General features: G+C 73.2%; 12 protein-coding genes. 5 read left to right on the top strand and 7 right to left on the bottom strand.

Features of this window, described 5'->3' with window-relative positions; genetic code table 11:
- Window positions 1–28: 28 nt before the first annotated feature.
- The 5 genes from ACIHAR_RS34300 to ACIHAR_RS34280 all read right to left on the bottom strand — a co-directional run bounded on the left by ACIHAR_RS34300 (window position 29) and on the right by ACIHAR_RS34280 (window position 5,893).
- A complete protein-coding gene (locus ACIHAR_RS34300) occupies window positions 29–1,486 on the bottom strand; it encodes a penicillin-binding transpeptidase domain-containing protein (protein WP_365472060.1) in 1,458 nt (485 codons plus the stop codon).
- 39 nt (window positions 1,487–1,525) lie between these two features.
- Entirely contained in the window at window positions 1,526–2,893 is a 1,368-nt protein-coding gene (locus ACIHAR_RS34295) for an FtsW/RodA/SpoVE family cell cycle protein (protein WP_365472057.1), read from the bottom strand.
- 209 nt (window positions 2,894–3,102) lie between these two features.
- A complete protein-coding gene (locus ACIHAR_RS34290) occupies window positions 3,103–4,380 on the bottom strand; it encodes an ATP-binding protein (protein ID WP_400023143.1) in 1,278 nt (425 codons plus the stop codon).
- Window positions 4,377–5,225: a hypothetical protein gene (locus tag ACIHAR_RS34285; RefSeq protein WP_365472052.1), complete on the bottom strand. Its 849-nt coding sequence runs from the start codon at window positions 5,223–5,225 to the stop codon at window positions 4,377–4,379. Before ACIHAR_RS34285 ends, ACIHAR_RS34290 begins: the two co-directional genes overlap by 4 nt.
- Window positions 5,226–5,386: 161 nt before the next feature.
- A complete protein-coding gene (locus ACIHAR_RS34280) occupies window positions 5,387–5,893 on the bottom strand; it encodes a dual specificity protein phosphatase family protein (RefSeq protein WP_365472102.1) in 507 nt (168 codons plus the stop codon).
- A gap of 111 nt (window positions 5,894–6,004) precedes the next feature.
- Between ACIHAR_RS34280 and ACIHAR_RS34275 the strand changes: the two genes are divergently transcribed.
- Window positions 6,005–6,811, top strand: a complete 807-nt coding sequence (locus ACIHAR_RS34275) for a nuclease-related domain-containing protein (protein WP_365472050.1) — start codon at window positions 6,005–6,007, stop codon at window positions 6,809–6,811.
- 616 nt (window positions 6,812–7,427) lie between these two features.
- On the opposite strand, the gene ligD is transcribed toward ACIHAR_RS34275, so the two are convergent.
- Entirely contained in the window at window positions 7,428–8,309 is an 882-nt protein-coding gene (gene ligD / locus ACIHAR_RS34270) for a non-homologous end-joining DNA ligase (protein ID WP_400023140.1), read from the bottom strand.
- A 78-nt stretch (window positions 8,310–8,387) separates the two neighbouring features.
- On the opposite strand from ligD, the gene ACIHAR_RS34265 reads away from it, so the two are divergent.
- Complete coding sequence (locus ACIHAR_RS34265) at window positions 8,388–9,446, top strand: Ku protein (RefSeq protein WP_400023139.1); 1,059 nt, start codon at window positions 8,388–8,390, stop codon at window positions 9,444–9,446.
- A gap of 36 nt (window positions 9,447–9,482) precedes the next feature.
- On the opposite strand, the gene ACIHAR_RS34260 is transcribed toward ACIHAR_RS34265, so the two are convergent.
- Window positions 9,483–10,823, bottom strand: coding sequence for an acyltransferase (locus ACIHAR_RS34260; RefSeq protein WP_400023137.1), 1,341 nt, complete (start codon window positions 10,821–10,823; stop codon window positions 9,483–9,485).
- 239 nt (window positions 10,824–11,062) lie between these two features.
- Between ACIHAR_RS34260 and ACIHAR_RS34255 the strand changes: the two genes are divergently transcribed.
- From ACIHAR_RS34255 to ACIHAR_RS34245, 3 genes are all read left to right on the top strand, one after another.
- Window positions 11,063–11,938, top strand: coding sequence for a helix-turn-helix transcriptional regulator (locus ACIHAR_RS34255; RefSeq protein WP_365464177.1), 876 nt, complete (start codon window positions 11,063–11,065; stop codon window positions 11,936–11,938).
- The gene (locus ACIHAR_RS34250) at window positions 11,935–12,132 is read left to right on the top strand and encodes a DUF397 domain-containing protein (protein ID WP_365464174.1); all 198 of its coding nucleotides are present in this window, start codon (window positions 11,935–11,937) and stop codon (window positions 12,130–12,132) included. Before ACIHAR_RS34255 ends, ACIHAR_RS34250 begins: the two co-directional genes overlap by 4 nt.
- A 211-nt stretch (window positions 12,133–12,343) precedes the next feature.
- On the top strand, window positions 12,344–13,540 hold the full coding sequence (locus ACIHAR_RS34245; protein ID WP_400023136.1) for an MFS transporter: 1,197 nt from the start codon (window positions 12,344–12,346) through the stop codon (window positions 13,538–13,540).
- Window positions 13,541–13,739 lie beyond the last annotated feature (199 nt).

The following is a 13,739-nucleotide window of genomic DNA, read 5'->3' as shown; positions in this document are numbered from 1 at the left end:
GGACCTGACCCGCCCGGAAGTCCCCGTCTCACGAGGTGAGCACCGCCTCCATCACCGCCTTCGCGATCGGCGCCGCGAGACCGCCCCCGGTGATGTCCCGCCGGTTCGCCGCCGAGTCCTCCACCACCACCGCGACCGCCACCTTCGGCTCCGGGTCCCGGTCCCCCTGCGCCCATGAGACGAACCACGCGTACGGCGTCCCGGCGTTGCCGATGCCGTGCTGCGCGGTGCCGGTCTTGCCGCCGACGGTCGCGCCGGGGATCGCGGCGTTCCGGCCGGTGCCCTCCCGCACCACGTCCGTCATCAGCTGCCGCAGCCGCCGCGCGGTCGACGGGTGGATCGCCTGCCGCGCCGGGCGCGGGCCGGCCGCGGCGACCGTCGCGCCGTTCCGCCGGGTCGTGCGCTCCACCAGGTACGGCGGGCGCACCTGACCTCCGTTGGCGACGGCCGCCGCGACCATCGCCATCTGCAGGGGGGTGGCCCGCGTGTTGTACTGCCCGATCGAGGACAGCGCCAACTGCGCCCTGTCCAGCGAGGTGTCGAAGGTGCTCTGCGACACGGAGAAGGGGATGCGCAGGTCCGTCGCGTTGAACCCGAACGCCTCCGCCGTGGTCACCATGTCCGTCAGCCCCACGTCCACGCCGAGCTTCGCGAACACCGTGTTGCACGACAACATGAAGGCGTCCCGCAGTGAGGCGTCCTCGCACCCCCTGGACGGGTTCGTCAGGCGGGTCCTCGTCCCGGGGAGGGTGTAGGGGTCGGGGGAGTCGGTCGGTGCGTCCAGGTCCCTGGCCACCCCCGCGTCCAGCGCCGCCGCCGCGGTCACCACCTTGAAGGTCGACCCCGGCGGATACGTCTGCCGCACCGCCCGGTTCAGCATCGGCCGGTCCGGATCGGCGTTCAGCCGCACCCACGCCTCCTCGGCCGCCGGCCCGTTGCCGGACAGGGCGGTGGGGTCGTACGACGGCGCCGAGAAGAGCGCCAGGACCCGCCCGGTCGACGGCTCCACCGCCGCCACCGCGCCCTTGCGCCCGGCCAGCCCCTGGTACGCCGCCCGCTGCGCCCCCGGGTCGAGGGTCGTCACGACGTTCCCGCCGGAGGGCCGGGCGCGGGTGACGTCGCTCAGCAGCGGGAACGGCGCCAGCAGCGGGTCGGTGCCGGACAGGACGCCGTCCTCCGTGTGCTCCAGGAGCGTCGTCCCGTACACCTGCGAGGCGAAGCCGGTCACCGGCGCGTACAACGGCCCGTCGACGTAGGAACGTTCGTAGCGCAGCTGCTCCCCGGTGTCCCGGGAGCCGGTCACCGGCTCGCCGGCGATCAGGATGTCGCCCCGGGGCTGGCCGTACCGGGCGATGTCGGCCCGCCGGTTGGCCGGGTTGTCGTCGTAGGAGGCGGAGCGGACGACCTGGACGCGGGTGGCGTTGACCAGGAGGGCCACCAGCAGCAGGGCGCAGAAGACGGCGGCGTGCCGGATGTGACGGCTCATCACGGGGTCACCTCGCGTCCCCACGGAGCACCTCGTGTCTCACGGGGCCGCCTTCCCGTCGTACTGCCGCCGCGCCGAGTCGCTCACCCGGATCAGCAGCGCCACGATCGCCCAGTTGGTGACGACCGACGAGCCCCCCTGGGCCAGGAACGGCATCGCCATCCCGGTCAGCGGGATCAGACCGGTCACCCCGCCCGCGATCACGAACACCTGCAGCGCCACGATCGAGGCGAGGCCGATCGCCAGGAGACGGCCGAAGGGGTCGCGCAGGGCGAGGCCGGCCCGGTAGCCCCGCTCCACCAGGAGCCCGTACAGGAGGAAGAGGGCGGAGAGCCCGGCCAGGCCCAGTTCCTCCCCGGCCGTCGCCAGGATGAAGTCCGACTTCACGGCGAAACCGATCAGGACGGAGTGGCCGAGGCCCAGGCCGGTGCCGAGCACGTCGCCGGCCGCGAAGGAGAACAGGGACTGCGCCAGCTGATTGGGGCCCCGGCCCGCCTCGATCGAGGCGAACGGGTGCAGCCAGTCCTCGACCCGGCTGTGCACGTGCGGCTCCAGCCAGCCGACGGCGACCGCGCCGAGCGAGGCCAGCACCAGGCCGACCGTGATCCAGCCGGTGCGGCCGGTGGCCACGTACAGCATGACGACGAACAGGCCGAAGAAGAGCAGTGAGGTGCCCAGGTCGCGTTCGAGGACGAGGACGCCGACGCTCAGCAGCCAGATCGCGACGATCGGGCCGAGGACGCGCCCGGTGGGCAGCTGCATCCACCAGATCTTCCGGCCCGCGTACGCCAGCGCCGTGCGGTTGGCCGCCAGGTACGCGGCGAAGAACACCGCGAGCAGCACCTTCGCGAACTCGCCCGGCTGGATGGAGAACCCCGCGATCCGGACCCAGATACGGGCGCCGTTGACCGACGGGAACAGGACCGGCAGCGTCAGCAGGGCGAGGGCGGCGACCACGGACACGTACGCGTACCGCTGGAGCACCCGGTGGTCGCGCAGCGCGGCCACCACGAAGATGAACAGGGCCACGCCCAGCGTCGACCACACCAGTTGGGTGGGCGCCGCCCGGTCGCCGGGCGTCTCCAGGTCCAGCCGGTAGATCAGCACCAGGCCGATCCCGTTGAGCAGCACGGCGATGGGCAGCAGGAGAGGGTCGGCGTAGGGGGCGCGCAGCCGTACCGCCAGGTGCGCCAGCAGCGCGAGCACACCGAGGCCGGCGCCGTAGCCCGCGGCGCCCGGTGGGACCGTGCCGCTCCTGGCGACGCCGACGGCGCAGTAGCCGTACACCGACAGCAGGACGGCCAGGAGGATGAGGGCGAGCTCGACGCCGCGGCGCCGGGGGAGGTGGACCGCGGGGGTCGGCGCGTCGACCGCCCGGTCGATGGTTTCGGCTCCGGCTCGCGTCATGTCCGGAACTTACCCAAATGTGGCTCCTTATGAGCCTTGGACGGATTTTCGGATCGGTGTCACCGGGTGGACGGCCCGGCGGCGCAGGGCATGCCCGCAGCGGTTATGGCGAGGCGGGCGAGGTCGGGGCACAGGCGCATGGCCACCTCCACGCGGGGGGACGAAACTGACTGTTCGCCACATTAGGGGCGACCGGCGTCCGGTGCCCGTCACACTGCGCCGTCGGGGACACCGTCCCCGGTGGGAGGCGTCCCGGGCAGCGCCAGCGTGGCCACCGCGCCGCCGTCCGGAGCGTTGGCGAACGTCAGCCGCGCACCGAGCACCTCCGCCTGGCCGACCGCGATCGTCAGCCCGAGCCCGTGCCCCTTCGACCCGCCCTCGGTGCGGAACCGCTGCGGCCCGTGCGCCACGAGGTACCCCGGATAGCCGTCCCCGTGGTCCCGTACGGTCACCACCGGCCCGTCCACGGTCAGCACCACCGGCGCCCGCCCGTGCCGGTGCGCGTTGGAGACGAGGTTGCCCAGCACCCGCTCCAGCCGCCGCCGGTCCGTCTCCACACGGGCGTCCCGCACGACCCGGACCTCCGTCTCCGTCCCCGCCGCCCGCACCACCCGCCCGGCCAGCGCGCCCAGCTCCTCGCTGTCCAGCTCCAGCCGCTCCCGCCCGGTGTCCAGGCGGGAGATCTCCAGCAGGTCCTCGGTGAGGGTGCGCAGCGCCGCCACCCGGTCGCGCACCAGCTCCGTCGGCCGGCCCGGCGGCAGCAACTCGGCCGCGGCGTGCAGCCCGGTCAGCGGGGTGCGCAGCTCGTGCGCCACGTCGGCGGTGAAGCGCTGCTCGCTCAGCAGCTTGCCCTGCAGCGAGGACGCCATCGTGTCCAGGGCCGCCGCGACCGCCGCCACCTCGTCCTGGAGGCGCGCCGGCTCCTTCGTCCGCGGATCGTCCACCCGCGCGTCCAGATCCCCGGCGCTGATCCGCCGGGCCACCCGCGCCGTGGTGTGCAGCCGCCGGGTCACCCGGGTCACCGCGAACGCGCCGACCACCAGCGTCGCGCCGATCGCCAGAACCGACGACCACAGGATCGCGCTGTCCAGCGCCTCGATGGTGCGCGCCTGCTGCCCGTAGTCGACCGCCACGGCCAGCACCCGCCCGCCGTCGGCCGGGCCCGCCGCCCACATCACGGGCCGCCCGCGGTGGTCGGCGACCATCGTGCCGCGCTCCCCGCCCGCCGCGAGCTCCCGCAGCGCCGCGGGCAGCCCCTCGGAGTCCACCCCGGCCCACGGCATCAGCCGGTTCCCGGCCTCGTACGCCTCCGTCGCGTCCGTCAGCCGGGACAGCGCGAGGTCCCGGGCCTGGCCGACGGTCTGGTCGGTCACCTGGACGTGCACCAGCACACCGAGCAGGGCGGCGAGGGCGCAGCACATCACCGTGATGAACACGGCCGCCTTCACCGCCAGCGTGCCGGCACACCGGGGGAGGGCGGGTCTCATCGTCCGCTCGCCGAGGAGGACGGCAGGGGCTTCCCAGGGGTGTTCCCGGGAGCGCCCGTGGTGCCCGGGCCGTGCCTGCGGCCGTCGGAGCGCAGCATCTCGTCGTGGGTGAGCAGCATCGCCTTCCGCTCGGGGTCCCAGGTCCACTGGAGCCGGTACTCGTACTCGGCGAGGTCGGAGGGCGAACGGATGATCACCGACCGCCCGGCCAGCTCGACCGCGCTCACCGCGTCCTCCCAGGCCATCACCCGCAGCAGCCGGTGCTGGTCCACGGTGTAGACGCGGATGGCGGTCAGGTCGCCGGGCAGCATCCGGAAGCCCAGGGTCAGGTCGGCACGCCCGTCGCCGGTGAGGTCCCGGTAGTAGGGCTGCAGGACGGGGCACCGGCTCGCGGAGGCGCCGCCGCTGTTTGTGGCGCCCGGGCTGTCGGGCGCGCCCGTGCCGTCCGTGGCGCCCGGGCTGTCGGGTGCGCCGGTGCCGTCCGCGGCGTCCGTGCCCTCCTCGGCGCAGTGGGCCATCCCGCGGGCGGTGTCGCGGTAGGGCGCCTCGTCCCCCTCGTAGTCGTCGGGGTTCGCGTCGATCTCGGCGCGGACGATCGCCGTCGGGTCGACCTCGCGGATGTCGTCCCCGGGGACCGCCACGCCCTTGATCGTCTCGGTGTCCGCCTCCTCGATGTCCCAGGCCGGGCTGGAGGCCGGTGTCAGCTGCGGCCAGAGCCGGGCCGGGCTGATCGCGGTGGGAGTCGCTCCCGCGCCGCGCAGCCCGCCGGCGTCGCCGCAGCCCGCGACGGCCGACGCCAGCAGGGCGACGGACGCGACGGCGAGGAGGCGGCGGCTGGGGGACACGGGGCTCCTGTGATCATGGCGGCGGTCGGCCGCGTACACCTTATTCGCGGGGAAGTCCCATTTGCGTACCGGGAGGTGCGGGGACCGGTCGGTGGGGCGGTGCGGGGACCGGTGGGGGAGGGGCGGGGTCGTACCAGGAGGGGGTCGGGCTGGAGAAACGATTACTCGGCCAGCTCCTCCAATAGCCGGGCCGTCGACAGGCCCGCCCGCAGGTACTCCACGAACAGCTCGTTGTGCAGGGCCCAGGGCGAGCGCCGCGACCGTATCAGCCGGATCGCGTCCTCCGCCGCGTGACCCCGGCGCACCAGCGCGTGCGCGACCACCAGCCCCGAACGGTTGTAGCCGTGCCGGCAGCGGACCAGGACCGTGAGCCCCTCGTCCAGCGCCTCGCCCGCCGCCTGCGCCAGACGCATCACCCCGGCGAGCTGGGTGCCGTCCAGGGGGCCGTCGGGGATCGGCCACACCTGGTGCCGCACGCCCCGGTCCGGCCCGTGCCCGGGCAGCCGCAACAGGGTCTGGACGAGATCGAACTCGCCCCGCACCACCGCGTACTCCCGCTGCCCGGCGCCGCCGCGGAACTCGAGCCCGCCCATCCACAGGCCGGGCACGATCTCGTTCCACGCGGCGTCCGGAGCCGGTACGCCGGATTGTCCACTGCGGGTCCGCAACGACGCCACCCCCACCGCGCACGTCCCTGGCCTGCTCGACTCCTCCCACGGTAGCCGCCTTCTTGCCCCTGGAGCACCCCACCTGTTCCCATGGTCATGGGGTGATGGTGCATGAGCGGACTGCGCGTCATACCGACCTGGCGACACGGCCAGGAGCGGCTCTACGTCTGCCTGACGGACGGCAGGAACATCGCCTGGTACGACCGCGAGGCCGGCCGGGTCAACGTGCTCGCCGACGAGCGCAAAGAGGACGTCCTGGAGGCGCTCGGCCCCTTCCTGACCGGCCCGGTCACGGTCGGCCCGCCCCCGGTCCCCACCCCCGCCGAGCTGGCCCGCCTCGCCCTCCACCCGGACGACGACCTGGCTCCCAACCGACCCGGCGAGGCCCTGCTGGTCGCCCTGGAGCGCGACCCCGGCCCCGCCCACCGGCTGCGTCCCGACCCGCGCCGCCGCGCCCTCGAGGCCGAGCAGACGGTCGGTGAGGCCCTGGACCTGCTCGACGGCTACGGCTGGCACACCCTGCACTCCGTCCCGCTGCCCGGCGGCGACCGCATCCACCACCTGGCCATCGGCCCCGGCGGCCTGTTCGCCGTCCACGCCCTGTACGCGCGCAAGCAGAAGGTCCTGGTCGCCGACCCGACGGTCGGCCTGGGCCGCCACGACCCGTATCCGCTGCTGCGCCGCATCCGGGCCGACGCCGACCGGGCGTCCCACGCCCTGACGGCCGAGGTCCGCCCGGTGCTCGCCCTGGTGAGCCCGGCCGACGTACGGATGGCCACGCCCCCGCGCGAGGTCCGCGTCCTGCGCGACACGGAACTGCCCGCGCTGGCCAGGACGGGCGGGGTCCTGAAGCCGGCGGACGTGGAGGGCCTGCACGCGATGGCCCGGGACAGGGGGACGTGGGCCTCCGGCGGTTGAGCCGGCGCAGTGCGGGCCGTCGGCGGTGACCGCCTCGGGGCTGCCGCGATCTCGGGGCCCGTTGTGGACGGTTCACGTGCGCGGGGCCCGGCAGGGGGCGCGGAGACGGGGTGGAGGCGCGAGGCCGGACACGGGACGTGAGGCCGGACACGGGACGTGAGGCCGGACGTGGGATGTGAGGCCGGACGTGGGACGTGAGGCCTCGTCGGAGGCGTGAGCCGGGGCGGAGTCGCGGTTCAGGCCGGGGCACGGACCGGCAGGGGCGCGGAGCCGAACAGCGAGGGCGAGGCCGGACACGGGGTGGAGGCGCGAGGCCGGACACGGGACATGAGGCCGGACGTGGGACGTGAAGCCTCGTCGGAGGCGTGAGCCGGGGCGGAGTCGCGGTCCAGGCCGGGGCACGGACCGGCAGGGGCGCGGAGCCGAACAGCGAGGGCGAGGCCGGACACGGGGGTCTCGGGCTGGGTCGGAGTCGCGGTCCGGGGGAGTGAGACAGGGCAGAGGACCCGAGGCCGGAACAGGAGGCCCGAGGCCCGGCACGGGGCGCGGGGCCGGGCACGGGGCGCAGGGCCGGGCGCGAGCCCGGGGCCGGGCCGGCCGCCCGCCCCTGCACCGCTCAGGGCAGCCGTCCGGCGCCCCCGGTGTCGAACAAGGGGGCGAGCAGGTCGCCGTGGTCCCGGACCCGGGACATGACGTCCTCCGCCCGGAACTCCAGTTGCTCCGGCGTCCCGCACTCCTCGACCTCCTCCCAGGTCACGGGCGCCGACACGGTGGGCTCCGGACGCGCCCGCAGGGTGTAGGGCGTGGCGGTGGTCTTGCGCGCCGCGTTCTGGCTCCAGTCGACGAAGACCTTGCCCGGGCGGAGACTGCGCGTCATCCGGTGGAGGGCCAGCCGGGGCATCGTCCGCTCCGCCTCCACCGCGAGCCGCTTGGCGTAGTCCGTGACCTGTTCGGACGACGAGCCCCGCACCGCCGCCAGCAGGTGCAGGCCCTTCGACCCGGACGTCTTCGCGTACGCCTCGATCCCGTCCGCCGCCAGCCGGTCCCGCAGCCACAGCGCGACCTCGCAGCACTCGACGACGGTCGCGGGCGCGCCGGGGTCGAGGTCGAAGACGATCCGGTCGGCCTCCTCGGGGTCCTGGACCACCCACTGGGGCGTATGGAACTCGGTGACCAGGTTCGCCGACCACATCAGGCTGGCGAGGTCCTGGACGAGCACCATCCGGGCGGGCCCCTCCGCCCGCGGCACCTCGGCGGTGGTGACCCACTCGGGGGTGCCCGGGGGCACGTTCTTGGCGAAGAACTGCTGCCCGCCGGGCCCGTCCGGGTAGCGCAGAAAGGACAGCGGCCGGTCCCGCAGATGGGGCAGCAGGGCCTCGGCGACCGTCGCGTAGTAGTGCAGCACCTCGCCCTTGGTGAAGCCGGTCGCCGGATACAGCACCTTCTCCAGATTGCTCAGCGCGAGCCGTCGCCCCTCCACCTCTGTAATCGGCGTCATACGATGAGAATCACATAATTCGCGAAGATTATTTACCTACGTCGCTTTTGTCAGCTCACGCCCCGAAAGGTGCTGCACGTGCGATCCATCTGGAACGGCGCCATCTCCTTCGGCCTCGTCAGCATCCCGATCAAGCTGGTGAACGCCACCGAGAGCCACTCGATCTCCTTCCGACAGATCCACACCGAGGACGGCGGCCGCATCCGCTACCGCAAGGTGTGCGAGCTGGAGGACCGCGAGGTGACGCAGGGGGAGATCGGCAAGGGGTACGAGGACGCCGACGGCACGATCATCCCGATCACCGACGAGGACCTGTCCCACCTGCCGATCCCGACCGCGAAGACCATCGAGATCGTCGCCTTCGTGCCGGCCGAACGGATCGACCCGCTCCAGATGGACGCCGCTTACTACCTCCAGGCGGGCGGCGCCCCGGCCGCCAAGCCGTACACCCTGCTGCGGGAGGCACTCAAACGCAGCAACAAGGTCGCCATCGCGAAGTACGCGCTGCGCGGCCGCGAACGCCTCGGCATGCTCCGCGTGGTGGGCGACGCGATCGCCATGCACGGCCTGCTCTGGCCCGACGAGGTCCGCGCCCCGGAGGGCGTCGCCCCGGACACCTCCGTCACCGTCCGCGACAAGGAGCTCGACCTCGCGGACGCCCTGATGGACACCCTCGGCGAGGTCGACATGGAGGACCTCCACGATGAGTACCGTGAGGCCCTCGAGGAGGTCGTCGCCGCGAAGGCGGCCGGCGAGATCCCGCCGGAGGCTCCCGCCCCCGCGGCCGGCGGCAAGGTGCTCGACCTGATGGCCGCCCTGGAGAAGAGCGTGCGCGCGGCGAGGGAGTCGCGCGGCGAGGCACCGGCGGAACCGGCGGAACCGGAGAAGTCCGAGGTCAGAGACCTGCCGCAGCGGAAGTCGGCCCGCACGGCGCCGAAGCGGACGGGCGGGAAGAAGTCGACGTCGACGGCGAAGAAGACGGCCGCCTCCGGCACGGCGAGGAAGTCGACGGCGAAGTCGGCGCAGGGCGCGAAGAAGGCGGCGGCGTCGAAGAGCACGGCGAAGAGCACCGCCAAGAAGACGGCGGCGAAGAAGACGCCCGCAAAGAAGACGGCAGCCCGGAAACGCACGGCGTGACCGACCCGGCCCCGCGGACCCGCCGCGAGCCCCGGGTCAGACGGCTTCCTCCAGGGCCCCGGAGGCCCGCGCCTGCGCTCCCGCCGCGGGTTCCCCGGCCGGCCGCCGAGGCGCCCGGCGGGGGAGTGCGACCAGCACCGTCCCCACCCCCAGCCCCAGCGCGGCCCACACCGGGAACCTCCCCCCGTACGCGAACCCGTGCCCGGCGAAGTACGCCAGCGCCCAGACGCTCAGACCCAGGCCGGCCCACATCCGCCAGGCTTCCCGCGGCCCGGCGTCGGGACGGACGCCCACGTCCAGCGAGGCCAGCCGACGCTCAAGGGGCAGCAGCACCCGTACGACCCCCAGCAGGACGCCCCCGAGCACCACCAGCCACGGCACCCGCCACGCCCACCACGCCGGTGAGCCGAAGTCGGGCTGAGGGGCGAGCCCGGTCAGATAGAAGGCGGCGGCGACCACCAGCACCGGCAGCATGTGCCACAGGTACAGGGTCATGCTGACGGCCCCCGTCCCGCGCACCGCCCACCACACCCGCTCCCGCTCCAGCATCCGCCGCACCACGGGGGCCACGAGCAGGCACAGCCCGACCTGGGATAGGGCCCACGCCAGCATGGCCGCCGAGGGCGGGTCGGTGTTGCTGGGATCCTGCCCCGTCACCAGGATCAGACTGACCGGAAACGGCCCGGCCCCGACGAGCGCGGCGAACCCCACCCCACCCCCCACGGCCAGAGCGGCCGGCAGTGTCCTTCTGCCCCCCACCAGACCGTCCCGCCAGCAGAAGCCGAACTGGTAGACGACGCCCCACACGAGCACGTAGTTGAGCCCTCCGACGTACGGCAGACCCGCCGAGAGGTCCAGGACCCCGACGAGGAGGGCGAGGCAGCCCCACCCCGTCGGAACGAGCAGCCCCCACCGCCGGTGCAGGGCGTGCAGGGCCGGAGTCAGCGCGCTGAGCAGCAGGTACACCGGCAGGAACCAGAACTGCATGGCCATGGCCCACCCCACCAGCGCCAGCGTGGACGGATCCACGCCGACAGCCGAGGACACCCCGACGGCCACCAGTACGAGCCCGCTGTAGACGCCCGCCGGCAACAGCAGCCGTACCGCCCGCTGCCCCACCCACCCGGCGGCCGTCCCGCCCGCCTCCCGCGCCCGCGTCCAGGACCCGCCCGCCGCGTACCCCCCGGCGAGGAAGAACAGCGGCATGATCTGGAACCCCAGCGTCAGCCACTGCGTCCAGGGCACCGTCGCCAGCAGCTCCGGCGCCTCGATCGCCCCGTCCGGATGCCGCACCAGACCGGTGATGAGCCAGTGCCCGAGCAAGACCAGCAGGATGGCCCACGCCCGAAGAAAGTCGACATACCGGTCCCGTCCCATACCCGCCATGCTCCCGCACCCCTCAACTCCCCCACCCCACAACGCCCTTGTCGCAACCAAGCCGTGGCCGACGCGACACAGTCAAGGCTCCCGACCTTTCTGCGCTCACCGTGGGACCGCGTCCGCGCCGGCCTCCACTCCAAGGTGGAGATTTCCCGACTCTCGTCACGGAGCGTGTTCGAGCGGTTCTACTCTGCTTTCGGCGTGTGGATGCTTCGGACGGAGAGTGAGGGCCGCGGATGACCGTGTCGGGGCGGGTGGACGGTACGGAGACGGAAGAGGCCTACGACGAGGTCGAGCAGCTGAACGACCTGAACCGCGCGGTCGGTAAGCAGCTGAGGCTGCTGCGGGAGCGGGCCGGGCTCATGCAGCGGGACGTCGGGGACCGGCTGGGGTACGGCCCGGATCTGATCTCCGCGCTGGAGAGGGGCGTACGCACGCCACAGCGTGAGTTCCTCCAGGCCGTGGACGAACTCCTCGACGCGGGCGGGCTGCTGAAGGCGCTGGCCGAGGACGTGGAGCGGGCCAAGTCGAAGGCTCGGGTCCGGCATCCGGCATGGTTCAAGGACTATGCGCGGCTGGAGAAGAGCGCGGTCGAGATCAACTTCTACAACAACCATGATGTGCCCGGTCTCTTGCAGACCGAGCGGCGGACCCGTGCGCTGTACGTGATGCGCAAACCGGTGCTGGACCCGGACACCGTCGAGCAGCGCGTGGCATCTCGGGTGGACCGGCAGGACATCCTGACTCGCCGGCCCCTTCCGGTGGTGACGGCAGTGATCGAGGAGGTGGTGCTGCGCCGTCCTCTCGGCGGCTGGGACATTCACCAGGAACAGTTGCGGCATCTGCTCAAGCTCGGGCGGTTGCCCAATGTGGAGCTTCAGGTGATGCCTTCGGTGTGCAGTGAACACGCCGGAATGGGCGGGCCGTTCGTGCTGCTGGCACCCAAAGGGAAGCCGCAGGTCGGATACACGGAGACGCAGAGCAACAGCAACCTCATCACGGAGCCGGAGGAGGTGCGGATGCTCGCCGCACGGTACGGGAGCATCAGAGCACAGGCGCTTACGATGCAGGAGTCCCTTGCCCTGATCGAGAGCTTGCTGGGAGAGCGATGAGTACCGCTGAGTCCGTCCCCCGCGCCTGGTTCAAGAGCAGCTACAGCGGCAACGAGGGCGGCGAATGCCTGGAGGCCGCCATCACGCCCGGCACCATCCACATCCGCGACTCCAAGGCCCCCGCCCGCGCCCAACTGGCCTTCCGCCCTGCGGAGTGGAGCGCGTTCGTGCGGCACGCGGCCCACCGTAGCTGACCGCTCGACCTTCTTGCGGGTCGTGAGACCCACGTACCGCACCCGTTGCCGGAGCCCTCGCCGCCGTCTCGGCCGTGCCCCACGGTCGAGACGGCGGTGTCCTCGTCGCGTCCGCAGGGACTGCTTGACGCCACTGATGTTACCGGTAACATCGACGCTCGTCGGAGTTACTGGCCGCCCACGCCGCAGTGGGCCGTCCCTTGGAGCCCGCGTGACCGACCACCGCACGGCGCGCCGCGCCCCCCTCCCACCCGCCCCGGCCCCCGTCTTCACCCCCACCGCCGTGGTCGCGTCCTGCGTCGGCTTCGTCCTGATCGGCGCTCTCCAGGCCCTGTACGGACCGGCGATCCCGGCCCTGCGGGAGGAGTTCGCCCTCTCACCCTCGGCCGCCGGCCTCGCCCTGAGCGCCCACTTCATCGGCGGCGTCGCCGGCGTCCTCCTCTTCGACCGGCTGTACGGCCGCACCGGCAACCGCCGGATCCTCGGCACCTCGTACCTGCTGATGGCCCTCGGCGCAGCAGGCTTCGCGCTGGCACCGAACTGGCCCGCCGCACTGGCCGCCGCCCTCCTCGCCGGCCTCGGCTTCGGCGGCATCGACTACGGCCTCAACCAGCTCTTCGCCGTCGGCTTCGGCCACCGTTCCGCCGCACTGCTGAACATCCTCAACGCCCACTTCGGCGTCGGCGCGATCCTCGGCCCCGCCCTGATCGGGGCGGCCGGCGCCGACCACTACCCGGCGATCTTCCTCGGCTTCGCCCTGGCCAACCTGCCGCTCCTCCTGTGCCTGAAGGGTGTGCGCGACCGCGCCCCGCAGCCGACGACCCCCCAGACCGCCGCCACAACAGGCGCGCTGGGCCGCAGCCTGACCTCCGTCCTGACCGTCTTCGTCACCCTCTACGTCCTGCACGTCGGCATCGAGGCCGGCGTCGGCGGCTGGGAACCGACCCACCTGGAGACCGTCGGCTACGGCGCCGGCATCGCCGCCACCGCCACCTCCGTCTACTGGCTGATGATGACCGTCGGCCGCTTCCTGGTGGCCCCGCTCGCCCTGCGCTTCTCGGCCCCGGCCATCATCACCGTCTCCTGCGCCGGCATGACCGCCTGCCTGCTGCTGGCCGCCGTACCCGCCCTCGCGCCGTACGCCTACGCCGGCGTCGGCCTGTTCATCGCGCCCATCTTCCCCACCGGCCTGCCCTGGCTGCACCGTCTGGCTCCCCGGGCCCGACGGGCCGGCGCGGTGGTCATCGCCGCGTCGATGGTGGGCGGCGTGGCCGCCGGCCCGGCCCTCGGCAAGGTCATCGAGTGGTCCGGCATCCGCGCCGTACCCCTTCTCCTGGCCGCCGTCTCCGCCGTCTGCCTGGCAGCGACCACCTGGCTGATCCGAACGACCCGCCAGACAGCCACCTGACAGAAGCCCAACCCACCCACACCCGCCCTCGCACCGGCCCGAACCACGGAACCGCAGCGCACCCGGCACGCTCCCGAACCCACCAACGGACCGGGCCGATCCACGGGACCGCAGCGCACCCGGCACGCTCCCGAACCCACCAACGGACCGGGCCGATCCACGGAACCGCAGCGCACCCGGCACGCTCCCGCACCCGCCA

It is taken from the genome of Streptomyces sp. NPDC052016, assembly GCF_044548445.1.
Lineage (GTDB): Bacteria > Actinomycetota > Actinomycetes > Streptomycetales > Streptomycetaceae > Streptomyces.
This window is presented reverse-complemented; position numbering and strand designations above follow the sequence as displayed.